Here is a 25630-nt window from a genome sequence, read left to right as displayed (position 1 = left end):
GTCGTCATGCCTCCTTACGAGTGCGGGGGTCGAGGAGGGCGTAGGCCATGTCGGCCAGCAGGTTCGCGGCGAGCACGGAGAGCGTGATGATCAGGAAGACGCCCTGCATGAGGGGGTAGTCCTTGGCTCCGACGGCCTGGAAGAGCTGGTAGCCGATGCCCGGGTAGGAGAAGACCATCTCGACGAGCAGGGTGCCGCCGACGATGAAGCCCAGCGAGAGCGCGAAGCCCGAGATGTTGGGCAGGACGGCGTTGCGCGCGGCGTAGGAGAACATCACGCGCCGCTCCGAGAGCCCCTTGGCCTGCGCCACCATGACGTAGTCCTCGGAGGAGACCGTCACCATCATGTTGCGCATGCCGAGGATCCATCCGGCGATGGCGCTCAGGACGATCGTGACGCCGGGGAGCACCCCGTGGTAGAGCGCGCTGGAGATGAACGGCCAGTCGAAGGCGGGCACCAGGGAGTTGTCGTAGCCCCCGGCGGCGGGGAAGATCTGCCACTTCACCGCGAACACCGCGATGGCTATGAGACCCAGCCAGAAGTACGGGATGGCCGAGATGAAGGTGGTCACGGGCAGCAGCCCGTCCAGCCAGGAGCCGCGCCGCCACCCGCTGTAGACGCCGATGCCGGTGCCGAGCAGGAAGCTGATCAGGGTGGTGATCCCGACCAGGGCGAGCGTCCAGGGCAGCGACTGGGAGATCACCTCGCCGACCGGGGTCGGGAAGAAGGTGAAGGAGAGCCCGAGGTCGCCGTCGAGCAGGTGCGACCAGTAGTCGGTGTACTGCGACCAGACGGACTGGTTCTCGTCGAGTCCGAACAGCGCCTTCAGCGAGGCGATGGCCGTGGTGTCGAGCTGTCCCTGGTAGCGGCTCATCAGAGCGTCGACGGGGTCGCCCGGCATCATGCGCGGGATCAGGAAGTTGATGGTGACGGCCGCCCACGCGGTGACCGCGTAGAAGGCGAACCGCTGGAGGATGTACTTCACTTCGCTGCTCCCTCGGCGGTGGTCCCTTCGTACAGCCAGCACGCGGCCCACTGGCCGTCGGCCAGGTCGAAGCGCGGCGGCAGCTCGGTGCGGCAGCGTTCCATGGCCTTGGGACAGCGGGGGTGGAAGCGGCATCCGGCCGGCGGGGCGATCAGGGAGGGCGGCTCGCCGCTCCCGGTCTCCTCCTGCGCCTCGGTGTCCGCGACCCGGTCGGGGTCCGGCGCGGAGGCGATGAGCAGCTGGGTGTAGGGGTGCGCGGGGTGCTGGGTGACGGTCTCGCTGTCACCGCCCTCGACGATCCGGCCGGCGTACATCACCAGGGTCGTGTCGGCGAAGTAGCGGGCGGACGCGATGTCGTGGGTGATGTAGAGGATCGCCAGGTGCAGGCGCTCCTTGAGGTCGCGGAGCAGGTTGAGGACGCCGAGCCGGATCGACACGTCCAGCATCGACACCGGCTCGTCGGCGAGCAGGACCTGGGGGTCGGCGCCGAGCGCGCGCGCGATCGCGACGCGCTGGCGCTGCCCTCCGGACAGCTCGTGCGGGAACTTGTCCAGGTACTGATGAGGAGGAGTCAGCTGGACGCGCTCCAGCAGAGCCGCCAGGTTGGTCTCCAGTTCCGCGTCCCCGCTCCCCGCCCGGCCGTGGATCTTCAGGGCGCGGGACAGGTGGTAGCGCACGGTGTGCACGGGGTTGAGCGAGGCGAAGGGGTCCTGGAAGATCAGCTGGACCTGCTTGACGTATCTACGGAAGGACCGGCCACGTCCGGCCTTCACCGCCGTGCCGCCCAGCTCGATCTCCCCCGCGGTGAGCGGGTACAGCTGGGCGAGCAGCCGTGCGACGGTGGACTTGCCCGAGCCGGACTCCCCCACCAGAGCCGTGACGGTGCCGCGCCGGAGCTTCAGCGAGACGTCGTCGACGGCGTGGACGGTACGGCGGCTGCGGGTGAGGAGGTCCTTGCCGGTGCGCCGTACGGGGAAGTGCTTGGTGACTCCGCGTGCTTCGAGCACCACATCCGTCGTGGTGCGCACGTCCTGGGACTGTTCGGTGGTCATGGCCGGTTCTTCCCGTGCTTACTTGGCGGGCTTCAGGTTCAGCACGACTTCCAGCGCGTCCTGCTGGGTGTGCTGCGGGGCTGCGTACGGGTCCGCCTCGGTCGGCCAGCCCACCCAGTTCTTCGTGGAGTACTCGGCGCCGATGGGGGCGGCGGCGGTCGGGATGAGCGGGGCCTGCTCGACCATGATCTTCTGGAGGGCGTTCATGGCCTTGGTGCGCGTCGCGTCGTCCGTGGCGTTGGCGTACTCCTTCAGCGCGGCGGTCGCCTCGGGGCTCTTGAAGCGGCCGAAGTTGCCGAGCTGGGAGGCCTTGCCGACGGGCTGGAGGATCGCCCCGTCCATGATGTTCTGGTACATGTCGTACGGGGTGGCGCCGCTGTTGGTCCAGTGCAGGGTGGCGTCGAAGTTGCCGACGGCGACGTCGTTCGTCCAGGCCTCGGCGGTCTGGGTCTTGACCTTGGCCTCGATGCCCAGCTGCTTGATGCTGTCCTTGATGATCGAGAGCCCGGTGATGTAGTCGTTCCAGCCGGCCGGGTCGGTGAAGGTCAGTTTCACGGGCTTGCCGCTCGGGTCCTTCAGGACGCCGCCGCTGAGCTTGAAGCCGGCGTCCTTGAGCAGCGCCTTGGCGCCGTCGATGTCGGGCTTCGTGGTGGCGCTCTTGTACTCCGGGGCGAGGAACGGATCACCGGCGGGCAGCGGGATGCCGGTCGGGTTGGTGATCTCCGGGTAGAGCGTCGCCTGCGCCTGCACGTGGATCGCGTTGCGGTCGACGACCATGGCCATCGCCTTGCGCAGGGCCGGGTTGTCGAACGGCTTGCGGGCGGTGTTGAACCACAGGCCGTGGATGCCGAGCCCCGAGGGGAACCAGAGCTTGTGGTTCTTCGGGTCCTTGGCGACGTACAGCTGCTTGTAGTTCGGCATGAAGACGAACGACCACTCGAGCTTGCCGTTGGCCAGGGCCGTGGTCGCGGCGCTGTTGTCGTTGTAGGTGCTGTAGCGCAGCTCCTTGACCTTGGTCTTGCCCTTCCAGTAGGTGGGCGTGGCGGTCAGGGTGGTGGTCTGCGGGGTGAAGGTCTTCAGCTTGTACGGGCCGGAGCCGACCGGGGTCCGGTTGGGCCAGGTCTCGGGGTTCTCGACCTTCTCCCAGATGTGCTTGGGCACGACATAGGTCGATATGATCTTGTTCTGGTTGACGAACTGCGATTCCTTGAAGGTCAGGACGACCTTCTCGCCCTCGACGGCGACACCGTCGTAGGGGATGCCGTTGCCGTTGAGCGCCGGGTGCTTCTTCAGCAGCTCGAAGGTGAACGCGACGTCCTCGGCCGTCAGCGGCTTGCCGTCGGCCCACTTGGCGCGGTCGTCCAGGGTGAAGGTGAGCTTGGTGAAGTTGGACTCCCAGTCCCACGCGGTCGCGAGCCAGGGGTCCGCCTTGTCCGTGGGGCGGATCATGTTGGTCATCGCCAGCGGCTCGTAGATCATGTACCGGTAGCCGAGGGTGGCGCTCGCCGAGGTGGCCAGGAACGGGTTGCTGTTGTTCGTCTGCGGCCCGTCGGGCTTCCCGAGGTTCAGCACGCCGGAGGCGCCTGCCCCGCCCCCCTTGTTCGCGCCAGAGTTGGCTGACGAGCAGCCGGCGGCGAGCGCGACCACCGCGATGGCGGCTGAGAGCGCTCTCAGAGTGTGACGACGACGTACGGACATGGCGACTCCAGGAGGACTGCGGGTCTGGGAGATCCGGTGGTGTGGGCAGCGCTCGAAGCGCCGGGTGCGGTGAGGTGTGTTCTGGTGCGGCGGGTTCGGGGATGCGGACGGGTGACCGGCGGAGCCGGGTCCGTTACGGCGCCGAGTGGCGCACGACCAGTTCGGTGGGCAGCACGACCGGTCCGTCCGGTACGGCGGTGCCGCCGAGGTGGGAGAGGAGCAGGCGGGCGGCCGCCTCGCCCATCTGCCGGGTGGGCTGGTGCACGGTGGTGAGGGGTGGTTCGGTGTGCTGGGCCATCGGGATGTCGTCGAAGCCGACCACCGCGATGTCGTCGGGTACGCGGCGGCCGGCGGCTCTCAGGGCGCGCAGGACACCGGCCGCGCTGATGTCGTTGTGGGCGAAGACCGAGTCGAACTCCGTTCCCGACGCCAGGAGTTCCTCCACGGCGAGCCGGCCCCGGCCCTCGGTGAAGTCCCCGTCCACGACCAGCCCGGCGGGCAGGACCGACCGGAAGCCCGCGAGGCGGTCGCGTACGCAGCCGAAGTGCTTCGGACCGGTTACGACCAGCGGTCTGGTGCGCCCCGCATCCCGCAGGTGACGGGCGGCGGACGCTCCTCCTTCGTGATTGGTGGTCACGACGGAGGGGAATTCGGGGTGGTGGCCCCGGTCGTCGATCAGCACGATCGGCAGCCCGGAGCGGTGCAGTTCGGTGAGCTGGTCGAGCGTGTTCTCCGGTTCGACGACGACGAGCCCGTCGAAGGCGCGCGCCGACACCTGGGTGGTGAAGCGCTTGACGGACTCCGCCCCCCGGGTGCACGTGAAGAGCAGCAGCCCGTAGTCGGCGGCCTCCACGGTGTCGACGATCCCCTGGAGCACCTCACCCATCCACGGCCAGGTGAACGACGGCACCAGCAGGCCCACCGTGCGACTGCGGCCGCGTGCCAGCCCGACGGCGCCGGAGCTGGGTACGTAGCCGAGGTCCGCGATCACTTCACGAACGCGGGAGGCCGTCGAACCGTCCACTTCGCCCTTGAGGTTGATGACCCGGGACACGGTCGTCTTGCTGACGCCGGCCTCGCGGGCGACATCGGCGATGGTGACACGCAACGGGGCCTCCAGGGACAAGGCAGGACAGGGGGTCGGCCGGGCTTCGGTACCGGTTCCGCAACCGGTACCGGAACCGGTACCGGCGTTGCGGCTGGAGTTAACCCCGCCGGAACAGAGGCGTCAATACTTCACACCGAGATTGGTCCGTACCCATGATCGAAGCAGCTCCCACAAGACTTTCGTTCACTTCTTGAACAGACGCAGCTCTTGACGTGAGCACGTAAGAGCAGTTCACTCACGGCTCGTTCGACGGCACCTTCCCCACACCCTGCCGAGAAAGGCAGCAGCCATGATTCGGACCAGCAGAACGGCGAGAGTCCTCGTCGCGACGGCGCTCGCGACCGCGGGACTGGCCGGCCTCTCCGCCGGCCCCGCGCAGGCGGCCGGCGAGACCGTGAACATCGTGCTGACCACCACGGACGACTCCGGCGGCCGGCATGTCACCCGCGGCCTCCAGGCCCAGACGCCGGTCGCCTTCGGCGCGGGCAACGGCGGCTCCGGCACCAACATCACCGTCGACGAGAACACCCGCTACCAGACCTTCACCGGCGGCGGCGCCTCGTTCACGGACACCGCGGCCTGGCTGATGAAGGGCAGCGGGGCACTGAGCCAGGCGACCCGTGACGCGACGATGAAGAAGCTCTTCTCGCCCACCGAGGGCATCGGGCTGTCGTTCGTACGCAATCCGATGGGCGGATCCGACCTCGCGCGTTTCGGTTACACCTACGACGACATGCCGGCCGGACAGACGGACCCGAATCTTGCCAACTTCTCGATCGCACACGATCTGCAGGACGTGCTGCCGCTCACCCAGCAGGCCAAGCAGCTCAACCCGGCCCTGACGACGGTCGCCTCCCCGTGGACGGCCCCGGCGTGGATGAAGGACAACGGGCAGCTCAACGGCGGCTGGCTGAAGGCCGAGAACTACGGCGCCTACGCGAGCTACTTCGTGAAGTACCTCCAGGCATGGAAGGCACAGGGCGTCCCGGTCGACTACGTCACCGCACAGAACGAGCCGACCTGCTGCTCCGGTTACCCCTCGATGAGCTGGAACGGCTCGGGGCTGGCCTACTTCACCAAGAGCGAGCTGCTGCCGAAGCTCCTGTCGGCGGGCCTGGCGACCAAGGTGCTGGCGCACGACTGGAACTGGGACAGCTACGACGCGTACGCCGCCCCGACGGTCGACGACGCCGCGGTGCGCAGCCATCCCAACTTCGGCGGGATCGCCTGGCACGGCTACGGCGGTGACATCGCGAAGCAGACGGCCGTGCACAACCAGTACCCGCAGCTGGACGCCTTCCAGACCGAGCACTCGGGCGGCACCTGGATCGCCGACCAGCAGCGCGAGGACATGCTCAACATCATCGACTACACCCGCAACTGGGCGAAGTCGGTCACCAAGTGGTCGCTGGCCGTCGACCAGAACCGGGGCCCGCACAACGGGGGCTGCGGCACCTGCGACGGGCTGGTCACCGTGCACAACGGGGACAGCAGGCACGGCCAGGTCGACTACACGATCGAGTACTACACGATGGGCCACCTGACGAAGTACGTCCGGCCCGGCGCCGCCCGCATCGCCTCCACCGCCGCCTCGACCGTCCCCAACGTCGCCTGGCGCAACCCGGACGGCTCGAAGGCCCTGATCGCCTACAACGGTTCGGCGTCCGCCCAGCAGATCACCGTCAACTGGGGCGGGCAGAGGTTCACCTACTCCCTGCCCGGCCGCACCTCGGCGACGTTCACCTGGTCGGGCACCCAGTCAGGCTCCTCCGGCACCGCCGGCACCCTCACCGGCGTCGGCGGCAAGTGCCTGGACGCCACGGGCAACACCGGCGCCGACGGGACCCCGGTCCAGATCTGGGACTGCTCCGGCGCGGCCAACCAGCGCTGGACGGTCGGCGCGGACGGCTCCGTCAAGGTGCTGGGCGCCTGCCTCGACGTCACGTCGGGCTCCACGGCCGACGGAGCAAAGGTCCAGCTGTACACCTGCAACGGCTCCGGCGCGCAACGCTGGACGTACAACGCCTCGACGGGGGACGTGGTCAACACGGCCGCGGACAAGTGTCTTGACGTGACCGGCCAGTCCTCGGCGAACGGCACCCGCGTCCAGATCTGGACCTGCACCGGGGCCGCCAACCAGAAGTGGCGGCTCCAGTAGGAGAAGGCTCCGGTCCGGCAGGACGCGCGACGGCGGTCGCGTGTCCTGCCGCGGCCGGCCGTCCCGTCCTAGTCGGTGGGCTCGACGCCGGCCCGCAGCAGACCGTAGGTGTACGCGTCCTCCAGCGCCTGCCAGGACGCCGCGATGACGTTCTCGGCGACGCCGACCGTCGCCCAGTCCCCTGTTCCGTCGCCCGTGGTGATCAGCACCCTGGTGGTGGAGTCGGTGCCGGTGCGGCCTTCCAGGATGCGCACCTTGTAGTCGACCAGCTCCAGCTTGGCGAGCTGCGGGTAGATCCGCTCCAGGCCGACGCGCAGGGCGCGGTCCAGGGCGTTGACCGGGCCGTTCCCCTCGGCGGTGGCGACGATCCGCTCGCCCTTGGCCCAGAGCTTCACGGTCGCCTCGTTGGCGTGGGTGCCGTCGGGGCGGTCCTCGACGATGGCCCGCCAGGACTCGATGCGGAAGTAGCGGCGGGGCCGGCCGTCCACCTCGGCGCGCAGCAGCAGTTCGAAGGAGGCGTCGGCCGCCTCGTAGGTGTAGCCCTTGAGTTCGCGCTCCTTGACCCGCTCGACGACCCGGCCGACAAGAGCGCGGTCGTCCCCCAGATCGATGCCGAGCTCCTTGCCCTTGAGCTCGATCGAGGCCCTGCCCGCCATGTCGGACACGAGCATCCGCATGGTGTTGCCGACGCGTTCCGGGTCGATGTGCTGGTAGAGGTCCGGGTCGACCTTGATCGCGGAGGCGTGCAGTCCGGCCTTGTGCGCGAACGCGGAGACGCCCACGTAGGGCTGATGGGTGGAGGGCGTCAGGTTGACGACCTCGGCGATGGCGTGCGAGATCCGGGTCATGTCGGCGAGCGCGCCCTCGGGGAGGACGGTCTTGCCGTACTTGAGTTCCAGGGCGGCGACGACGGGGAAGAGGTTGGCGTTGCCGACCCGCTCGCCGTAGCCGTTGGCGGTGCACTGGACATGGGTGGCGCCGGCGTCGACGGCGGCCAGGGTGTTGGCGACGGCGCAGCCCGTGTCGTCCTGGGCGTGGATGCCGAGCCTGGCGCCGGTGTCGGCGAGGACGGTGGAGACGACGGCCTGGACCTGGGCCGGAAGCATCCCGCCGTTGGTGTCGCAGAGGATGACCACATCGGCGCCGGCCTCGTGGGCGGTGCGCACGACCGACTTGGCGTACTCGGCGTTGGCGCGGTAGCCGTCGAAGAAGTGCTCGCAGTCGACGAAGACCCGGCGGCCCTGCTCCCGGAGGTGGGAGACGGTGTCGCGGACCATCTCCAGGTTCTCCTCCAGAGTGGTGCGCAGGGCCAGTTCCACGTGCCGGTCGTGCGACTTGGCGACCAGGGTGATCACCGGGGCACCCGAGTCCAGGAGCGCCCGCACCTGCGGGTCCTCGGCGGCCTTGCCGCCGGCCCTGCGGGTGGCGCCGAACGCGACGAGTTGGGCGTGCTCGAAGTCGATCTCCTGCTTGGCCCGCGCGAAGAACTCGGTGTCACGGGGGTTGGCGCCGGGCCAGCCGCCCTCGATGAAGCCCACGCCGAAGTCGTCCAGATGCCGGGCAATGGTCAGCTTGTCCGCGACCGTCAGGTTGATGCCTTCACGCTGCGCACCGTCGCGCAGGGTCGTGTCGAAGACATGGAAGGTGTCGTCGGGGGCTGTGGCCTTGGTGGTCATGCTGATCTGACTCCTGTCGGGTGAGCGGATCCGGACGAATCGGCTCCACTTGCCCCCATCATCTCGCGGGCCTCGCCCCGGCCGTGGTGTGGGCCGGAAAACGAAAAAACCCCTCGCGGGTGCGAGAGGTCTGCGCGCGGGTCTGGGGCACGATGTCCGTTCCGTACGTGGTGGTACGGGACGGTCACTGCGGACCGGCGCGCCTGCTGCCGATAATCATGGCGAACGAGGACACGCACGCAGTCTGGCACAGCGCCGTTCCCGCGTCTGTGCCCGTCTCAGGATGCGGGCGCGACGTCCGTCGCACGGGTGACGGCGGGGGGCGTGAGCGTCTCGTCCGCATACGTGCGCATCTCGTCCAGGACCCGCTCCCGCCCGGTGCCGGGGATCCCGACGGTGACGTGGACGCTGAACCCGTCCATCAGCGCGCGCAGCCGGGTCGCGGCCCGGTCCGTGTCGACGGTGGTGAACTCGCCGCGCGCGATGCCGTCGGCCAGCAGCTCCGTCAGGTCGCCGTGCCAGGCGTCCTCGATGGCCGCCTGCCGGGCGCGGGCGTCGTCGTCCGCGTCCTGCGAGCGGTTCCAGACCTCCAGCCAGAGCGTCCAGTGCGGGTCGCGGTGGCCGTCGGGCACGTACAGCGCGATGTAGGCGTCGAGCCGCTCCCGGGCGGTGCCGGGGCCGGCGAGCAGGGCCCGGCGTTCGGCGCCCAGCCGGGCCTCGCTCCACTCCAGGGTCTGGAGCAGCAGCTCGTCCTTGGTGCGGAAGTAGTAGAGGAGGTGCCCGCTGCTCATCTGCACCTCGCGGCCGAGCCCCGCCATCGTGAGCCCGTCGAGCCCGCGCTCGGCGACGGTGGCCATGACGGCGGCGAGCACGTCCTCCCTGGGCGGGGCGATGTTGCGGCGGCGCGGGGTTCGGGTCACGGTCTCAGGTCCTGGGCTGTTGCTGCGTGATGCAGTGGATGCCTCCACCACCGGCAAAGATCGTACGGGCGTCGACGAGCGTCACCGTACGGTCGGGGAACAGGTCGCCGAACACGGCGGCCGCCTCCTCGTCCCTCGGGTCGTCGAAGGCGCAGAGGACCACTCCGCCGTTGCAGAGGTAGTGGTTGATGTAGGAGTAGTCGGCCCATTCGCCGTCGGCGTCCCGGAGGACGGTCGGCGCCGGTATCTCCACCACCTCCAGCGGGCGGCCCCGGGCGTCGGTGGCGGCCCGCAGGATCCGGACCGTCTCGCGGGTGATCCCGTGGTCCGGGTGGGAGGGGTCGGGCTGGACGTGGGCGACGACGACACCGGGGCGGGCGAAGGCGGCGACGATGTCGACGTGGCCGAGGGTGCCGTAGGTGCCGTAGTCCCCCGTCAGGCCCCGTGGCAGCCAGATCGCCTTCTCGGTGCCGAGGCGGGCGTGGATCTCCTCCTCGACGGCCTTCCGGCTCCAGCCCGGATTGCGCTCCTCCCCCAGCTGGACGGTCTCGGTGAGCAGCACGGTGCCCTCGCCGTCCACGTGGATCGCGCCGCCCTCGTTGACCAGCGGCGAGCTGTGCACGGGCACTCCGGCCAGCTCGGCGACACCGCGCGCGATGTGCCGGTCGTGCTCCCAGCGCGCCCAGCCCTGAGCGCCCCAGCCGTTGAACGTCCAGTCGACGGCGGCGAGTCGCCCGCCTTCGTCGTCGACGACGAAGGTCGGTCCGATGTCCCGCATCCAGGCGTCGTCGAGGGGGCGTACGGCCGTCTCGACGTCCGGGCCCAGGAGCGCCCGGGCGCTGTCCTCCTGGCCGGGTCCGACGATCACGGTGACCGGCTCGAAGCGGCGTACGGCGCGGGCGACGGAGGCCCAGGCGGCGCGGGCCTCGTCGAGCTCGGCGTCGGTGGCGAACGTGGGGTTGGGGCCGGGCCAGGCCATCCAGGTGCGCTCGTGCGGTGCCCACTCGGGCGGCATGCGGAAGGTCATCGCGGGTCCTAGAGGAAGTAGAGGCGGTTGAGGGAGACGGACTCGGCGGCCGGTGAGCGCAGCGGGTCGCCGTCCAGGGTGACGAGCCCGGTCTCGCCGTCGACGCCGACCTGTCCGGTACGGGAGTTCAGGCGCAGGTCCGCGGGGCCGATGCCGCGCGTCCCGCGGACGGCCACCCGCCGGCGGCGGGTGGGCATCAGGTCGGAGCCGAGCTGGGTGGCGGCCTCCGCGACGAAGGCGACCGAGAGGTCGGCGGGCGTCGCCCCGTACGCGCCGAACTGCGGTCCGAGGACGAGGGGTTCGCAGGTGTCCGTGGCGGCGTTGGGGTCACCGGTGACCCCGTAGGCGGGGAAGCCCGCCTTCAGGACCAGCTGCGGCTTCGCACCGAAGAACTCGGGGCGCCAGAGGACGATGTCGGCGAGCTTGCCCGTCTCGATGGAGCCGACCTCGTGGGAGAGGCCGTGGGCGATGGCGGGGTTGATGGTCAGCTTGGCCATGTAGCGCAGCACCCGGGCGTTGTCGTCGCCGGGACCGTCGCCCTCCATCGGGCCGAGTTCGGCCTTCATCTTCGCGGCCATGGCGAAGGTGCGGCGCACGGTCTCCCCGGCCCGGCCCATGCCCTGCGCGTCGGACGAGGTGATGCCGATGGCACCCAGGTCGTGCAGCACGTCCTCGGCCCCCATGGTCCCGGCCCTGATCCGGTCACGGGCCATGGCGGCGTCACCGGGGAGGTCGGTCTTGAGGTCGTGGACGGAGACGATCATGCCGTAGTGCTCGGCGACGGCGTCGCGGCCGAAGGGGAGCGTCGGGTTGGTGGAGGAGCCGATGACGTTGGGGACGCCCGCCATCTTCAGCACGTTGGGCACGTGCCCCCCGCCGCAGCCCTCGATGTGGAAGGCGTGGATCGTGCGGCCTTCGAGCACGCTCAGGGTGTCCTCGACGGAGAGGCACTCGTTCAGCCCGTCGCTGTGCAGGGCGACCTGGACGTCGTACTCCTCGGCGACCCGCAGGGCGGTGTCCAGGGCGCGGGTGTGGGCGCCCATGTCCTCGTGGACCTTGAATCCGCACGCACCGCCCTCGGCGAGCGCCTCCACCAGCGGGGCTTCGTGGGAGGACGAGCCACGCCCCAGGAAGCCGATGTTGACGGGCCAGGCGTCGAAGGCGTTGAAGGCGTGCCGCAGGGCCCACGGGGAGTTGACGCCGACGCCCCAGACCGGGCCGAACTCCTGGCCGATGATCGTGGTCACGCCGGAGGCGAGGGACGCCTCCATGATGCGCGGGGAGAGCAGGTGGACGTGGGGGTCCACGGCGCCCGCCGTCGCGATCAGGCCCTCGCCCGAGACGATGGTCGTGCCCGTGCCGACGACCACGTCGACCCCGTCGAGGGTGTCCGGGTTGCCGGCCCGTCCGATCGCGGCGATACGGCCCTCACGGATGCCGACCGAGACCTTCCGGATCCCCAGCACGGCATCGATGACCAGCACGTTGCTGATGACGACGTCACAGGTCCCCCGGACGGCGGCGGCCTTCAGGTGCAGGCCGTCGCGGGCCGTCTTGCCGAATCCGGCGAGGAACTCGTCCCCCTGCTTCTGGGCGTCGGACTCCACCCGGACGGTGAGCCCGGAGTCGCCGAGCCTGACCCGGTCGCCGGCGCGCGGTCCGTGCACGGAGGCGTACTCGTGGGGATCCATCAGTTCTCCTCCGCTCCGAGGTAGCCGCAGGCCGCCGCCCTGCGCAGCGCCTCCTCCTTCGCACCCGGCGCGTCCAGGGGCCCGTCGACGAGCCCGGCGAAGCCGATCGCGATCCGGCCGCCGCCGATGGGGACGAGCGCCGCCTCGGCCGTCTCCCCCGGGCCGAAGCGGACGGAGGACCCGGCCGGCACGCCCAGCCGCATCCCGTAGGCCGCGGCCCGGTCGAAGTCGAGCCGGGGGTTGGCCTCGAAGAAGTGGAAGTGGGACGTGACGCTGACCGGGACCGTCGCGGTGTTACGGACGGTGATCCGCACCGGGGGCTCGGGATCGGGCGTCGCCGGGCCGGGGAGCAGGGCTCCTGGGGCCTCGTCGCCGAGCGTGCCGCCGGCGAGCGGGGCACTGACGACGGCGAGGCGGGAACCGTCGTCGAACACGGCCTCCACATGGACCTCGGTGACCACGTCGGCCACGCCGGGCAGCACGTCGTCGGGACCCAGCACGGCACGGGCCGCCTCGATCGCCTCGGCCAGCCTGCGTCCGTCCCTGGCCGCCTCGCAGACGGTGTCCGCGATCAGGGCGGTCGCCTCGGGGACGTTGAGCCGCAGACCGCGGGCGCGCCGCGCCCGGGCAAGCTCGGCGGCTCCGAAGAGCAGCAGACGGTCGCGTTCGGTCGGGGTCAGTCGCACGTCTCGGCACCTCCTGGTTGGAGCAGCACTCTAACCACGTTTTGAGCAGCGCTCAAAACGCGCGGCGCGCGATGGCGGAACGGCGAAGGCCGCGCCCCCGGTGAGGGGCGCGGCCTTCGCGGGCGGGAGCAGGCGACTAGCCGAGCTCGTGCATCCAGCCGTGGGTGTCCTCGGCGATGCCGCGCTGGATGTCCAGCAGGCGCTCGCGCAGCTTGAGGGTGACCTCGCCGGGCGTGCCGTCGCCCTGGATCCACTCGCCGCCCGCGGACTTCACGGTGCCGACGGGCGTGATCACGGCGGCCGTGCCGCAGGCGAAGACCTCGGTGAGGGTGCCGTTCTCGGTGTCGGCGCGCCACTGGTCGATGGAGACGCGGCCCTCCTCGGAGGCGTAGCCGAGGTCACGGGCGACGGTGAGGAGGGAGTCACGGGTGACGCCGGCGAGCAGCGAGCCGGTGAGGGAAGGGGTGACGATCCGCTTGCTGCCGTCCTCCTGCCCGTACACGAAGTAGAGGTTCATGCCGCCCAGCTCCTCGACCCACTTGTGCTCGACGGCGTCGAGGTAGGCGACCTGGTCGCAGCCCTGCGCGGCGGCCTCGGCCTGGGCGAGGAGGGAGGCGGCGTAGTTGCCACCGGTCTTGGCGTCGCCCATGCCGCCGGGGACGGCGCGGACCCGGTCCTGGGAGAGCCAGATGGAGACCGGCTTCACACCGCCGGGGAAGTAGGCGCCGGCGGGAGAGGCGATGACGAGGAAGAGGTACTCGTTGGCGGGCCGGACCCCCAGGCCGACCTCGGCGGCGATCATGAACGGGCGCAGGTAGAGGGACTCCTCACCGCCGTGCGCCGGAACCCAGGCCCGGTCCTGCTGGACCAGCACGTCGCAGGCCTCGATGAAGGTCTCGGCCGGCAGCTCCGGCATCGCGAGCCGGGCGGCGGAGCGCTGGAAGCGGGCCGCGTTGGCCTCCGGGCGGAAGGTCGCGACCGTGCCGTCGGGCTGGCGGTAGGCCTTGAGGCCCTCGAAGATCTCCTGCGCGTAGTGCAGGGTCATGTTGGCCGGGTCCATCGACAGCGGCCCGTAGGGCACGAGCTGGGCGTCGTGCCAGCCGCGGCCCTCGGTCCAGCGGATGGTCACCATGTGATCGGTGAAGTAACGGCCGAAGCCGGGGCTCACCAGGATCGCCTCGCGCTCCGCGTCGGACAGCGGGTTCGAGGAGGGCTTGAGCTCGATCGTGGGCGTCGTCATGAGTGCGTGTCCTTCACCGGTCTTGTGTGTGATGGACCGCGCTCACGCCCGCTCCCGCCCGGCGGCTGCCGGACAGGTCGTAGGACGTCCGAGCTCTACCGCGAGCCGCGGTCCCGTTCGATTATCTCCCGGGGGCGGCTCTGCACGAAATGATGTGTTTGCGGTGGGGCACGAGGGCGACGCGAAAACGCGGTCCAGGGGTCGATGGTGGCACCCGGAGACCGCGAGGTGAAGCCGCCGGGTGCGGTTGCGACCCGGCGGCTTCGAAGTGGAGGCGTCGGGTCAGCTCGCTACGCGTACCGCGAGCGCGTCGCCGATCTCGTCGGTGGTGCGCGCGTTCTGCCCGTCACGCTCCGCGAGGTCGGCGGAGACGGCCTCCTCGATGCGCACGGCCTCGGCCTCGTAGCCGAGGTGGCGCAGCAGGAGGGCGACGGAGAGGATCGTGGCGGTCGGGTCGGCCTTGCCCTGGCCCGCGATGTCGGGCGCGGTGCCGTGCACCGGCTCGAACATGGACGGGAAGGCACCCGTCGGGTTGATGTTCCCGGACGCGGCCAGGCCGATGCCGCCGGTCACGGCAGCGGCGAGGTCGGTGAGGATGTCGCCGAAGAGGTTGTCGGTGACGATGACGTCGAAGCGCTCCGGCTGCGTCACGAAGAAGATCGTCGCGGCGTCGACGTGCAGGTAGTCGGTGGAGACCTCGGGGTACTCGGCCGCGACCTTGTCGAAGGTGTTCTTCCACAGGTGGCCCGCGTACACGAGGACGTTGTTCTTGTGGACCAGCGTCAGCTTCTTGCGCGGGCGGGCGGCGGCACGCGCGAAGGCGTCACGCACGACGCGCTCGACGCCGTAGGCGGTGTTGACGCTGACCTCGGTGGCGACCTCGTGCTCCGTGCCGGTGCGCAGGGAACCGCCGTTGCCCGTGTACGGGCCCTCGGTGCCCTCGCGGACGACGACGAAGTCGATCTCGGGACGGCCGGCCAGCGGGGTCGCGGTGTTCGGGAAGAGCTTCGACGGCCTCAGGTTGATGAAGTGGTCGAAGGCGAAGCGGAGCTTCAGCAGCAGCCCGCGCTCCAGCACGCCGGACGGCACCGACGGGTCGCCGATGGCGCCGAGCAGGATGGCGTCGTGGCCCTTGAGGGCTTCGAGCTCCGCGTCCGGGAGGGTCTCACCGGTGCGGTGCCATCGCTGGGCGCCTAGGTCGTACTCCTTGGTCTCCAGCTTCACATCCTGCGGGAGAACAGCGTTGAGAACCTTGAGGCCCTGGGTGACGACCTCCTGGCCGATACCGTCGCCGGGGATCACTGCGAGATCGATGCTGCGAGACATAGAGGCACCCTAGCCTTCCGTCCCACCCCATGACATTCGATGTCCATGATGCGGACATCCCGACGGCTGTCCGGAAACGTCGGCACAGGGTGGGAACGCACCCTCAGTGGCCGGTGGAACCGCCGTTGTCCCGGCGGTCGAGGGCCCGCTGGAGGGCTGCTGCGGCGTTCTTGCGCTCCGACTCGGCGGGGCGGGGGGTGTGACGGACGCGGCGGACAGTGGTCTCGGCCATGAGGGATCAGCTCCTTGAGATCGCGTGGATTTCGAGATCGGGACTTCGCGCAACGGATGTCGAGATCGGGATTTCGAAGCGCCTGAAGGGGCGGGGAGCGGATGCCGCAGGGGTTGCCTGCTTCGTGGCACGCTCACGCACGCCGGTCGCTGGATCAGCGATTCGTTCGGCTCCTACAAAGTTAGGACAGCTCGGCCCATCTGTCTCTACAGATACTCGGACTTCCTACTATCTGAGACGGCCGCACGGACGGACACCGCCCGCGGAGGGGGCGGAGCCTCAGAGATCCACGGTGAGCTGCGCCTCGATGTGCGCGCGCAGCACACCGGCCATGTCCGCCGCACAGTCGCTGAGCAGCCACTGCACCTGGAGACCGTCCATCAGGGCGATCAGCTGCCGCCCGGCGTCGTCGGGGGCGATCTCCGCCCGCAGGGCACCCTCCAGGCGCACCTGTTCGTAGGCGAGCCGGGCGCCCGCGACCGAATTCTCGTAGCGGCGCACGAAGTATCCGTGGGCGGGGTGGTCGGCGGCCGTCGCCTCGGCCGAGACCACCGAGAACAGCTCGACGATCCCCCGCCGCGCGGCGTTCAGCTCGGCCAGTTCGGCGAACCGGCGCAGCCGCCGCACGCCCGTGGTGCCGCCGAGCGAGAGCCACTCGTCGTCCACGTCGTCGCGGTGTTCGAGCACCGCGAGCAGCAGCGCCTCCTTGGTCGGGAAGTGGTGCAGCAGCCCGGTGTGCGAGATTCCGCACCGGGTGGCGATCACCCGCAGCGAGGCGCCCCGGTAGCCCGCCTCACCGAACAGGGACATGGCCTGGTCGAGGATTTCGCGCCGCTTCGCACGGCCCTTCGCGTAGCCGCGCCTCGTATCGGCCGTCACTCGCCACTCTCCCGGTCCGCCGGACCGTTCCGGCCGTCACTTCGGTGCATCGGATCCCATTCAACCCTCCGGCGATTCCGCCCCCGGAGATTCGATCCCGGGAGATACTTACCAGGTGGTCGGTATTGACTCTATGGTGAAGCGAACCGTGTCGCGAAAGGACCCCCCGTGTCCCCCTCCCTGCCCTACCTCGACCCCGCGCTCCCCGTGGCGGAGCGGGTCGCCGATCTCCTGGACCGCATGACGCTGCCCGAGAAGGTCGGCCAGATGCTCCAGCTGAACGCCAAGGAAGGTGTGCGGCACTTCGTCGAGGACCTGCACGTGGGGTCGATCCTGCACACCTCGCCCGAGCGGGTCCTGGAGGCCGCGGAGCTGACCGACCGCTCCCGGCTGCGCATCCCTCTGCTGGTCGCGGAGGACTGCATCCACGGGCACTCCTTCTGGGAGGGCGCCACGATCTACCCCACCCAGCTCGGCATGGCCGCCACCTGGGACACGGAGCTGGTGGAGCGGATCGCGCGGGCCACGGCGGTGGAGGTCGCGGCGACCGGCGTGCACTGGACGTTCTCACCGGTCCTCTGCATCACCAGGGACCTGCGCTGGGGACGGGTCAGCGAGACGTTCGGCGAGGACCCCCACCTGATCGGGGAACTGGCGTCGGCGATGGTGCGCGGGTACCAGGGCGACGGCTTGGCGGACCCGACCGCGATCCTGGCCTCGGCCAAGCACTTCGCGGGGTACTCCGAGACGCAGGGCGGCCGGGACGCCAGCGAGGCTGACATCTCGCGGCGCAAGCTCCGGTCCTGGTTCCTGCCGCCGTTCGAGCGGGTCGCCAAGGAGGGCTGCCGGACGTTCATGCTCGGCTACCAGTCCATGGACGGCGTGCCGATCACGGTGAACGACTGGCTGCTCAACGACGTGCTGCGCGAGGAGTGGGGCTACACCGGGACGCTGGTGACCGACTGGGACAACGTCGGCCGCATGGTGTGGGAGCAGAAGGTCTACGCCGACTACGCGCAGGCCGCCGCGGCCGCGGTCCGCGCGGGCAACGACATGGTGATGGCGACCGAGGGGTTCTTCGAGGGCGCGCTGGAAGCCGTCGGGAACGGCACGCTGGGCGAGGCCGAGATCGACGCGGCCGTGCGCCGCGTCCTGACGCTCAAGTTCGAGCTCGGCCTGTTCGAGAACCCGCGCCGCCCCGACACCGCCCGCCAGGCCGAGATCATCGGCAGCGCCGGGCACGCCGCACTGAACCTGGAGGTGGCCCGGCGCTCGCTGGTGCTGCTGACCAACGACGGCTCGCTGCCGCTGGCCGGCGGCCTGACGGCAGGGGAGGACGGGCGGGCCACCGGCTCCCCCGGCCCCCGTACGGTCGCGGTGATCGGGCCGAACGCGGACGACGCGCAGACCCAACTGGGCGACTGGGCGGGCTCGTCGGGCCAGGTGGACTGGCTCCAGGACGGCCAGCCGCGCGCCATGATCCGTACCGTCCTCGACGGCTTCCGCGAGCACGCGCCCGCCGACTGGACGGTCTCGTACGCGCGGGGCGCCAGGATCCTCGATGTGGGAGCGGACCCGGAGGGGCAGTTCTTCCCCGACGGCCAGCCCCGCCCGGAGGTGGTCATCCCCGCCGACCCGGACGCCGCACTGATCGGTGAGGCGGTCGCCGCCGCCGAGGCCGCCGACTACGTCGTCGCCGTGGTCGGCGACCGCATCGAGCTGGTCGGCGAGGGCAAGTCCACGGCCACCCTGGAGCTCGTCGGCGACCAGGCCGCGCTGCTCGACGCGCTCGCGGCGACCGGCAAGCCGCTGGTCGTCGTGGTCATCAGCTCCAAGCCGCTGGTGCTCCCGCCGTCCGCCCTCGGCGCCGCGGCGGTCCTGCACGCCTTCAACCCGGGCATGCAGGGCGGCCGGGCGGTGGCCGAGGTCCTGCTGGGCCTCGTCGAGCCGTCGGGACGGCTGCCCATCTCCTTCGCCCGTCACGCGGGCCAGCAGCCGACGTACTACAACCAGATCCGGGGCCAGCACGGCTCCCGGTACGCCGACCTGACCCAGCGTCCGGCGTTCGTCTTCGGCGAGGGCCTGAGCTACACGGACGTGGCGTACTCCGACCTGGAGATGCTCACGGCGAGCGTCGGGGAGAACGACACGCTGCGGGCGCGCGTCACCGTCCACAACACCGGCGCCCGGCCGGCCCTGGAGACGGTGCAGGTGTACATCAGCGACACCGTGACGTCCGTGACGTGGGCGGAGAAGGAGCTCAAGGCCTACCGGCAGGTGACGATCGCGCCCGGCGAGTCCCGCGAGGTGGTGCTCGAACTGCCGGTCTCCGAATGCACCCTGGTCGATTCGGCGGGCCGGCGGATCGTCGAGCCCGGCGCCTTCGAACTGCTCGTCGGCCCGTCCTCCGCCGACGAGAGCCTCCTGCGGGCCGGTTTCACCGTGAAGGGCTGAGGTCACCGGGGGCGTCCGGCGGCCCGGACGCCCCGAGCTCCTGCAGCCCGACGACGCGCAGGAGCCGCAGCCGCTCGTAGGACTCGCTGCCGGGTTCCGCCGTGTGGACGACCAGGCGCTGGCCGCAGTCCGCGGTGAGCAGCACCTCGCAGCCGAGCTCCAGCAGCCCGACGACAGGGTGCAGGAATCGCTTGCGCTCCGCGCGCCGCACGGCCACCCGGTGCTCCGTCCAGAGCGTGTCGAACTCCTCCGAGGCCGACCGCAGTTCGCGTACGAGCGCCAGGAGCTGCGGATCGTCGGGCCGTGCGGCGGACACCGCCCGGAGCTGGGCGACATGGATCAGGGACTGCCCGGCGTGGTCCTCCGGCGGGTACAGCCGACGGGCGCTGCGGCCGGTGAACCAGGCCCGGATCACGTTGTGCCCCGGGTCGGCCTCCCCGGTGAGCGCGGTCGCCAGTGCGTTCTGCGCGAGCAGTTCCCCCCGGTCGCTGTAGACGTGCGCGGGGGCGTCGTGCAGCCGGTCGAGGATCATCAGCAGTCCGGGCCGGACGTGCTGGGAGGGGCCCACGCCCCTCCGGGGCGGCTCCTCCCCCGCCAGGTGGAAGAGGTGGTCGCGCTCGTCCTCGGTGAGCCGCAGCGCCCTGGCCAGGGCGGCGAGCATCTGCCGCGACGGCCTGGAGCCACGGCCCTGTTCCAGGCGCGTGTAGTGGTCCACGGACGCGCCCGTCAGCCTGGCCGCCTCCTCCCGGCGGAGACCGGGCGTCCGGCGCCTGGAGCCGACGGCGAGTCCGACGGCGGCCGGGTCCAGGCGGATACGGCAGCGGCGCAGGAAGTCGGCGAGTTCGACGCGGTCCAGGTCCATCCGCCCAGCATGGCCCGCCGCGCCCGGCTGCTCCAGGGCGTATCCGGGGACTGCCGGTCCCCGGATACGCGGGTCTCTCCCGCGATCACGGCGCCGGACCCAGGCTGAGGCCGTTCAGGAGATCCACGAGGAGGGGACCGGCGATGAGAATTCTGGTGACGGGCGCGACGGGCGAGGTGGGGCGCCGGTTCGTGCCGCGGCTGCTCCGGCGGGCCGCCCCCGGCGACACGGTGCGGGTGATCGTGCGCGACGGGAGCCGGGGGGACGTCTTCGCGGCGCTGGGTACGGAGGTCGTCACGGGCGACCTCCGCGACGCGGGCGATGTGGACGAGGCCCTCTTGGGCGTGGACGCCGTCGTGAACATCGCGGCGGCCTTCCGGGACGTCCCGGAGGACGAGATGTGGTCCGTCAACCGCGACGCGGCCGTAGCCCTGGGGGAAGCCGCCGTCCGGTCGGGCACGGGCAGGTTCGTGCACGTGGGCACGAACCTCTCGTACGGCGCGGGGCGCGGCCGTCCGCTGACGGAGGACGACCCGACGGTGCCGGGCGGCCCCAAGTGGGGGGCGTACGCGCAGTCGAAGGCGGGGGCCGAGGAAGGCCTGCTCGCCCTGCACCGCGAGCACGGGCTGGACGTGCGGATCGCCGTTCTGCCGTTCGTGTACGGGGAGGGCGACCCGCACCTCGCGGACGCGATGAGCTGGGTGGGCGGCTGGGCGGCGGCGCAGCGGCTGGCGGTGGTGCACCACGCGGATGTGGCCCAGGGGCTGCTGCGCCTGCTGCACGCGCGCGAGGTCGCGGGCCGCCGCTACAACATCTGCGACGACGCCCCGGTGACGGCGGTGGACCTGCACCGCCTGAACGGGGTGCCGGTGCCGCCGGAACTGGCGGACCGCACCGATCCCGATCCCTGGTACGGCCAGATGTCGACACTGCGCATCCGGGACGAGCTGGGGTTCCGGCCGCTGTATCCGTCGGTGTGGACGGCCCGGGACGCGGGGGCCCTCTGAGCGGCCCCGGCCCGGAATGGAAACCGCCTCCCGGCCGGCGGGGGGGGGGAGCCGGTCGGGAGGCGGAGTGCGGGGCGGGGCGCCCGGTGCGGGCGCCCCTGGGGCGTCAGCCCTGGTGGGGGTAGGTGTACTCGGTCGGCGCGACCAGCGTCTCCTTGATGGCGCGGGTCAGCGTCCAGCGCTGCAGGTTCTGCGGGGCGCCCGCCTTGTCGTTGGTGCCGGAGCCACGGCCGCCGCCGAAGGGCTGCTGGCCGACGACGGCACCGGTCGACTTGTCGTTGATGTAGAAGTTGCCCGCCGCGTAGCGGAGCTTGTCCATCGTGTACGCGGCCGCCGCGCGGTCGTTGGAGATGACCGCACCGGTCAGCGCGTAGTCGGAGACCGACTCCATCTGCTCCAGCATGGCGTCGTACTTCTCGTCCTCGTAGACGTGGACGGCGAGGATCGGGCCGAAGTACTCGGTGGTGAAGACCTCGTTGGCCGGGTCGTCGCACACGATGACGGTCGGGCGGACGAAGTAGCCGACGGAGTCGTCGTAGGTGCCGCCCGCGACGATCGTGCACGTCGGGTCGGCGGCGGCGCGGTCGATCGCGGCCTTGTTCTTGGCGAAGGAACGCGCGTCGATGACGGCGCCCATGAAGTGCGACAGGTCGGTGACGTCACCCATGGTGATGCCGTCGACCTCGGCCGCGAACTCCTCCTTGAAACCGGAGTTCCAGATGGAGGCCGGGACGTACGCACGGGAGGAGGCGGAGCACTTCTGGCCCTGGTACTCGAAGGAGCCGCGGGTCAGCGCGGTCTTCAGCACGGCACGGTCGGCGCTGGGGTGCGCGACGACGAAGTCCTTGCCGCCCGTCTCGCCGACGAGGCGCGGGTAGGTGCGGTAGTTGGCGATGTTGTTGCCGACCGTCTTCCACAGGTGCTGGAAGGTGGGGGTCGAGCCGGTGAAGTGGACACCGGCCAGGTCGCGGTGGTTCAGCGCCACCTCGGAGACGGCGATGCCGTCGCCGGTGACCAGGTTGATGACGCCCTTGGGCAGCCCGGCCTCCTCCAGGAGCTGCATCAGCAGCACGGCGGCGTGGGTCTGCGTCGGGGACGGCTTCCACACCACGACGTTGCCCATGAGGGCGGGCGCGGTGGGCAGGTTGGCCGCGATGGCCGAGAAGTTGAACGGCGTGATCGCGTAGACGAAGCCCTCGAGCGGGCGGTGGTCCATGCGGTTCCACACGCCGGGAGAGTTCGCCGGCGGCTGCTCGGCGAGGATCTGGCGCGCGTAGTGCACGTTGAAGCGCCAGAAGTCGACGAGCTCGCAGGGGCAGTCGATCTCGGCCTGCTGGGCGGTCTTGCCCTGGCCCAGCATCGTGGAGGCGGCCAGCGTCTCGCGCCAGGGGCCGGAGAGCAGCTCGGCCGCGCGCAGGATGATCGCGGCGCGGTCGTCGAAGGACATCGCGCGCCAGGCCGGGGCGGCGGCGAGGGCCGCGTCGACCGCGTCCTGGGCGTCCGCCTCGGTGGCCGCGGCGGCGGTGCCGATGACGGCCTTGTGGTTGTGCGGCTGCACGACGTCGAAGCGCGCGCCGCCACCCATCCGCTTCTCGCCGCCGATGGTCATCGGCAGGTCGATGGGGTTCTGGCTGAGCTCCTTGAGCTTCGCCTCCAGGCGGGCTCGCTCGGCGGTGCCGGGGGCGTAGGAGTGGACCGGCTCGTTGACCGGCGCGGGGACCTGGGTGACAGCGTCCATGGGTGCCTTGTCTCCTTGGTTGAGGTGGGTGGTCGGCCGGGCAGGTCAGCCCTTGGTTCAGCCTGGGTGCGGCCCTGTGGTTCGAGCCCTCGGGTCAGCCTGGGGCGGCCCCGTGGTTCGGGGTCGCGGCCGGACGGGTCAGCCCTTGGTGAGCACGGAGCGGCCGAAGAACAGCAGGTTGGCCGGCTTCTCCGCGAGGCGGCGCATGAAGTATCCGTACCAGTCGGTGCCGTACGCCGTGTAGACGCGCATCCGGTGGCCCTCGGCCGCGAGCCGGACGTGCTCCTCGCTGCGGATGCCGTACAGCATCTGGAACTCGTACTCGTCCAGTTTGCGCCCGGCCTGGCGTGCGAGCTCCTGGCCGATGGCGATGAGACGGGGATCGTGCGAGCCGATCATCGGGTAGCCCTCGCCCAGCATCAGGGTCTTCAGGATGCGGACGTACGCCTTGTCGATCTCCGGCTTGCTCTGGTACGCGACGGAGGCGGGCTCCTTGTAGGCGCCCTTCACCAGGCGGACCCGGCTGCCCGCGGCGGCCAGACGCCGGGCGTCGGCCTCGGTGCGGAACAGGTAGGACTGGATCACGCAGCCGGTCTGCGGGAAGTCCTTCCGCAGCTCCTCGTGGATGGCGAACATCGAGTCCAGGGTGGTGTGGTCCTCGGCGTCCAGCGTGACCGTGGTGCCGATCGCGGCGGCGGCCTCGACGACGGGTCGGACGTTGGCGAGGGCCAGCTCGTGGCCGCCCTCCAGCGCTTGGCCGAACATCGAGAGCTTGACGGACATCTCGGCCCGGGCGCCGAGCCCGAGCTCCTTCAGACGGCCGACGAGCTCCAGGTAGGCGTCGCGCGCGGCGGCGGCCTGCTCGGGGGTGGTGATGTCCTCACCCACGACGTCCAGGGTGACCTCGAGGCCCTTCGAGGCGGCGTCCTCGATGACGGGGACGACCTGGTCGACGCTCTCACCGGCGATGAAGCGGTCGACGACCTGCTTGGTGCCGGGCGCGGCCGAGATGAAACGACGCATCTTGTCGCTGCGGGACGCGGCGAGAATCACGGGACCCAGCACGGGGCACCTCCACGGAGTACGAACGAGGCCGGACCGGTACGCGGGTGAACGGACCGGGACGGCACGGAGAACCACTGTGAAATCTAGGTACCCCCGCGATCCCGTGCCATCGACAGCTGTCACGCATCAGTGGACCGGATCTCAGACATTTGTCTGAAGGGGTGCGAGAATGGCGGGGTGAAGGGCGATTACCAGGAGCTGGTCGACGAGATCTCCGCGCTGCTCAGCGCCCCCGCCACCCTGGAGAACCGCGATTTCGGACTGGTCGCCTTCGGTGCGCACGACAGCGACGACGACACGGCCATGGACCCGGTCCGTACCCGCTCGATCCTGACCCGTCGCTCCACCCCGGCGGTCCGCGCCTGGTTCGAGGGGTTCGGCATCACCCGCGCGACGGAGCCCGTCCGTATCCCGGCCGCCCCGGAGGCCGGGGTGTTCCGGGACCGCATCTGCCTTCCGGTACGCCATCGGGGTGTCGTCCTGGGCTATGTGTGGCTGCTGGACGCGGACCCCGGACCGACGGAGGACCAGCTGACGGCGGCCATGGAGGTGGCAGCCCGGATCGGCGCCCTGCTCGCCGACGAGGAACGGGCCGGCACCGACCTGTCCCGGGAGTTCGGCGCGGTGCTCGTCGCCGGCCGCGGCTGGCAGCGCGACATGGCGGTGGCCGCACTGCACGAGGCTCTGGGCACCGACGCGGACGGGCTGCACACCGTGGTGTGCGTGACCCCCTGGCCGGGCGGGACGCCGTCCGCGCGGACGGTGCCGTCGGCGGCGGCCCTCGCCACCGCCCCCGGAGCGTGCACCCAGGCCCTGGCCGCCCTGGTCCGGCTGCGCTCCCCCGAAGCCCTCGATCCGGCGAGGAAGGCCGTGGAGCAGCTGCGCGCCGCCGCCGGACCCGCCGCCACCGGCGGCCTCGCCGCTCCCCGCCGCGGTCTGACGGAGCTGGCCGACTCCTGGCACGAGGCCCTGTCCGCCGCCCGCGCGGCCTCGGCGGAATCCCGCTACGGCCCGGTCGCCGAATGGTCGGCCATCGGCCCGTACCGCATCCTGGCCGCCCTGCCCCGCACCACGGGCACCGCCCCGGACCAGGCCGTCCGCCCTCTGCTGACCCCGGCCCACGCCGAACTGGCCCGGACCGCCGAGGTGTTCCTCGACCGTGCGGGCCAGGCGAGCCGGACGGCCACCGAGCTGGGCATCCACCGCCAGACGCTCTACTACCGTCTCGCCCGCGTCCAGCAGCTCACCGGCCTCGACCTGAACGACGGGGAGGACCGGCTGCTGCTGCACATGGCGCTGAAGCAGGCCCGGCTGTGAGTCGCGCCCCGGATGAGTACGGCGAAGCCACGAGGTGAGTACGCCGACGGAGTGAGCGGGGCGTCACACACGGTGAGATGGGTCCATGAGCACCGACGCCAGGACCCCCCTTTCCCTCGCCGCACGACCGGAGACCGAAGCGCGCTGGTGGGCAGCCCCGTTGACCGGCACCGTGCTGGCACCCGCACTGACCGCCGCGGTGTCGTCGGCGGAGAACACCTTCGCCGACCGGACGTTCCTGGCGGCCGCGGGCCTGCTGATCTCCTACGCGCTGATCCTGCCCAGCTGGTTCCTCGCCCGGACCCCCGCGCGCCGGCAGCGGCGCAACGGTCTCGTCATCGCCGGCTGCGCGATCGCCGCCTGGTTCCCCGCGCTGATCTCCACGGCGGGGTGGGCCGTCTTCCTGATCGCGCTCTTCACCGGGCGGATCGACGGGTAGGCCGTCGGCCCGCCTCCGGAACCGGGAACGACCGCGCCCGGCGGACAGGGAGCCTGTCCGCCGGGCGCGG

The 25630-nt window shown here is 70.9% G+C and carries 21 protein-coding genes; 5 read left to right on the top strand and 16 right to left on the bottom strand.

Going from position 1 to position 25630, the window contains the following annotated elements; genetic code table 11:
• Positions 1 to 4 precede the first annotated feature (4 nt).
• From ACFUNE_RS08125 to ACFUNE_RS08110, 4 genes are all read right to left on the bottom strand, one after another.
• Positions 5 to 985, bottom strand: a complete 981-nt coding sequence (locus tag ACFUNE_RS08125) for an ABC transporter permease (RefSeq protein ID WP_383563900.1) — start codon at positions 983 to 985, stop codon at positions 5 to 7.
• Positions 982 to 2037: an ABC transporter ATP-binding protein gene (locus ACFUNE_RS08120; RefSeq protein WP_383563898.1), complete on the bottom strand. Its 1056-nt coding sequence runs from the start codon at positions 2035 to 2037 to the stop codon at positions 982 to 984. Before ACFUNE_RS08120 ends, ACFUNE_RS08125 begins: the two co-directional genes overlap by 4 nt.
• An 18-nt stretch (positions 2038 to 2055) precedes the next feature.
• Positions 2056 to 3735 (bottom strand): ABC transporter substrate-binding protein, encoded by a 1680-nt coding sequence (locus ACFUNE_RS08115; RefSeq protein WP_383563896.1) that lies wholly within the window; start codon positions 3733 to 3735, stop codon positions 2056 to 2058.
• Positions 3736 to 3868: 133 nt separating this feature from the next.
• Positions 3869 to 4843 carry a LacI family DNA-binding transcriptional regulator gene (locus ACFUNE_RS08110; protein WP_383563894.1) on the bottom strand — a complete coding sequence of 325 codons (975 nt, stop codon included), beginning with the start codon at positions 4841 to 4843 and terminating at the stop codon, positions 3869 to 3871.
• A 289-nt stretch (positions 4844 to 5132) separates the two neighbouring features.
• Here ACFUNE_RS08110 and ACFUNE_RS08105 point away from each other — a divergent pair, with 289 nt between their 5' ends.
• Positions 5133 to 7001, top strand: a complete 1869-nt coding sequence (locus tag ACFUNE_RS08105) for a lectin (RefSeq protein ID WP_383563892.1) — start codon at positions 5133 to 5135, stop codon at positions 6999 to 7001.
• Between the two features lie 68 nt (positions 7002 to 7069).
• Here the strand turns inward: ACFUNE_RS08105 and cimA are convergent, their stop codons facing one another.
• The 9 genes from cimA to ACFUNE_RS08060 all read right to left on the bottom strand — a co-directional run bounded on the left by cimA (position 7070) and on the right by ACFUNE_RS08060 (position 16678).
• Positions 7070 to 8677 carry a citramalate synthase gene (gene cimA, locus ACFUNE_RS08100; protein WP_383563890.1) on the bottom strand — a complete coding sequence of 536 codons (1608 nt, stop codon included), beginning with the start codon at positions 8675 to 8677 and terminating at the stop codon, positions 7070 to 7072.
• A gap of 278 nt (positions 8678 to 8955) precedes the next feature.
• On the bottom strand, positions 8956 to 9597 hold the full coding sequence (locus ACFUNE_RS08095) for a TetR/AcrR family transcriptional regulator (protein WP_383563888.1): 642 nt from the start codon (positions 9595 to 9597) through the stop codon (positions 8956 to 8958).
• Between the two features lie 4 nt (positions 9598 to 9601).
• Complete coding sequence (locus ACFUNE_RS08090) at positions 9602 to 10624, bottom strand: agmatine/peptidylarginine deiminase (protein WP_383563885.1); 1023 nt, start codon at positions 10622 to 10624, stop codon at positions 9602 to 9604.
• Between the two features lie 8 nt (positions 10625 to 10632).
• Entirely contained in the window at positions 10633 to 12315 is a 1683-nt protein-coding gene (locus tag ACFUNE_RS08085; RefSeq protein WP_383563882.1) for an urease subunit alpha, read from the bottom strand.
• On the bottom strand, positions 12315 to 13001 hold the full coding sequence (ureA, locus tag ACFUNE_RS08080) for an urease subunit gamma (RefSeq protein ID WP_383563879.1): 687 nt from the start codon (positions 12999 to 13001) through the stop codon (positions 12315 to 12317). The genes ACFUNE_RS08085 and ureA overlap by 1 nt, the downstream gene beginning before the upstream one ends.
• A 136-nt stretch (positions 13002 to 13137) precedes the next feature.
• Positions 13138 to 14241, bottom strand: a complete 1104-nt coding sequence (locus ACFUNE_RS08075; protein ID WP_383563876.1) for a branched-chain amino acid aminotransferase — start codon at positions 14239 to 14241, stop codon at positions 13138 to 13140.
• A 282-nt stretch (positions 14242 to 14523) separates the two neighbouring features.
• Positions 14524 to 15567: a 3-isopropylmalate dehydrogenase gene (locus tag ACFUNE_RS08070; RefSeq protein ID WP_383563873.1), complete on the bottom strand. Its 1044-nt coding sequence runs from the start codon at positions 15565 to 15567 to the stop codon at positions 14524 to 14526.
• A 103-nt stretch (positions 15568 to 15670) separates the two neighbouring features.
• A complete protein-coding gene (locus tag ACFUNE_RS08065) occupies positions 15671 to 15799 on the bottom strand; it encodes a hypothetical protein (protein ID WP_376369187.1) in 129 nt (42 codons plus the stop codon).
• A 279-nt stretch (positions 15800 to 16078) separates the two neighbouring features.
• A complete protein-coding gene (locus ACFUNE_RS08060; protein WP_383563869.1) occupies positions 16079 to 16678 on the bottom strand; it encodes a TetR/AcrR family transcriptional regulator in 600 nt (199 codons plus the stop codon).
• Positions 16679 to 16846: 168 nt separating this feature from the next.
• Between ACFUNE_RS08060 and ACFUNE_RS08055 the strand changes: the two genes are divergently transcribed.
• Positions 16847 to 19132, top strand: coding sequence for a glycoside hydrolase family 3 N-terminal domain-containing protein (locus ACFUNE_RS08055; RefSeq protein WP_383563866.1), 2286 nt, complete (start codon positions 16847 to 16849; stop codon positions 19130 to 19132).
• Here ACFUNE_RS08055 and ACFUNE_RS08050 read toward each other — a convergent pair.
• Positions 19116 to 19988: a helix-turn-helix transcriptional regulator gene (locus ACFUNE_RS08050; protein ID WP_383564166.1), complete on the bottom strand. Its 873-nt coding sequence runs from the start codon at positions 19986 to 19988 to the stop codon at positions 19116 to 19118. The genes ACFUNE_RS08055 and ACFUNE_RS08050 overlap by 17 nt on opposite strands.
• 149 nt (positions 19989 to 20137) lie before the next feature.
• Between ACFUNE_RS08050 and ACFUNE_RS08045 the strand changes: the two genes are divergently transcribed.
• Positions 20138 to 21001 (top strand): NAD-dependent epimerase/dehydratase family protein, encoded by an 864-nt coding sequence (locus tag ACFUNE_RS08045; protein WP_383563863.1) that lies wholly within the window; start codon positions 20138 to 20140, stop codon positions 20999 to 21001.
• 106 nt (positions 21002 to 21107) lie between these two features.
• Here the strand turns inward: ACFUNE_RS08045 and pruA are convergent, their stop codons facing one another.
• Entirely contained in the window at positions 21108 to 22739 is a 1632-nt protein-coding gene (gene pruA, locus ACFUNE_RS08040) for an L-glutamate gamma-semialdehyde dehydrogenase (RefSeq protein ID WP_383563860.1), read from the bottom strand.
• A 138-nt stretch (positions 22740 to 22877) separates the two neighbouring features.
• Positions 22878 to 23804, bottom strand: a complete 927-nt coding sequence (locus ACFUNE_RS08035) for a proline dehydrogenase family protein (protein ID WP_329233143.1) — start codon at positions 23802 to 23804, stop codon at positions 22878 to 22880.
• A gap of 177 nt (positions 23805 to 23981) precedes the next feature.
• Between ACFUNE_RS08035 and ACFUNE_RS08030 the strand changes: the two genes are divergently transcribed.
• Both ACFUNE_RS08030 and ACFUNE_RS08025 read left to right on the top strand, forming a co-directional pair.
• Positions 23982 to 25121: a PucR family transcriptional regulator gene (locus tag ACFUNE_RS08030; protein WP_383563857.1), complete on the top strand. Its 1140-nt coding sequence runs from the start codon at positions 23982 to 23984 to the stop codon at positions 25119 to 25121.
• A gap of 85 nt (positions 25122 to 25206) precedes the next feature.
• Positions 25207 to 25560: a hypothetical protein gene (locus tag ACFUNE_RS08025; protein ID WP_383563854.1), complete on the top strand. Its 354-nt coding sequence runs from the start codon at positions 25207 to 25209 to the stop codon at positions 25558 to 25560.
• Positions 25561 to 25630 lie beyond the last annotated feature (70 nt).

Origin of the sequence: Streptomyces sp. NPDC057287 (assembly GCF_042667905.1) — a bacterium.
Taxonomy (GTDB): Bacteria; Actinomycetota; Actinomycetes; order Streptomycetales; family Streptomycetaceae; genus Streptomyces.
Note: the sequence above shows the minus strand (reverse complement) of the source record. Positions and strands in the feature narration are given on the sequence as shown.

What these genes read in the sequence shown, in the direction of transcription:
- ACFUNE_RS08025 (WP_383563854.1), top strand. Translation starts at nt 25,207, where the DNA reads ATGAGCACCGACGCCAGGACCCCCCTTTCCCTCGCCGCACGACCGGAG.
- ACFUNE_RS08120 (WP_383563898.1), bottom strand. Translation starts at nt 2,037, where the DNA reads ATGACCACCGAACAGTCCCAGGACGTGCGCACCACGACGGATGTGGTG.
- pruA (WP_383563860.1), bottom strand. Translation starts at nt 22,739, where the DNA reads ATGGACGCTGTCACCCAGGTCCCCGCGCCGGTCAACGAGCCGGTCCAC.
- ACFUNE_RS08085 (WP_383563882.1), bottom strand. Translation starts at nt 12,315, where the DNA reads ATGGATCCCCACGAGTACGCCTCCGTGCACGGACCGCGCGCCGGCGAC.
- cimA (WP_383563890.1), bottom strand. Translation starts at nt 8,677, where the DNA reads ATGACCACCAAGGCCACAGCCCCCGACGACACCTTCCATGTCTTCGAC.
- ACFUNE_RS08075 (WP_383563876.1), bottom strand. Translation starts at nt 14,241, where the DNA reads ATGACGACGCCCACGATCGAGCTCAAGCCCTCCTCGAACCCGCTGTCC.
- ACFUNE_RS08090 (WP_383563885.1), bottom strand. Translation starts at nt 10,624, where the DNA reads ATGACCTTCCGCATGCCGCCCGAGTGGGCACCGCACGAGCGCACCTGG.
- ACFUNE_RS08115 (WP_383563896.1), bottom strand. Translation starts at nt 3,735, where the DNA reads ATGTCCGTACGTCGTCGTCACACTCTGAGAGCGCTCTCAGCCGCCATC.
- ACFUNE_RS08045 (WP_383563863.1), top strand. Translation starts at nt 20,138, where the DNA reads ATGAGAATTCTGGTGACGGGCGCGACGGGCGAGGTGGGGCGCCGGTTC.
- ACFUNE_RS08105 (WP_383563892.1), top strand. Translation starts at nt 5,133, where the DNA reads ATGATTCGGACCAGCAGAACGGCGAGAGTCCTCGTCGCGACGGCGCTC.
- ACFUNE_RS08070 (WP_383563873.1), bottom strand. Translation starts at nt 15,567, where the DNA reads ATGTCTCGCAGCATCGATCTCGCAGTGATCCCCGGCGACGGTATCGGC.
- ACFUNE_RS08065 (WP_376369187.1), bottom strand. Translation starts at nt 15,799, where the DNA reads ATGGCCGAGACCACTGTCCGCCGCGTCCGTCACACCCCCCGCCCCGCC.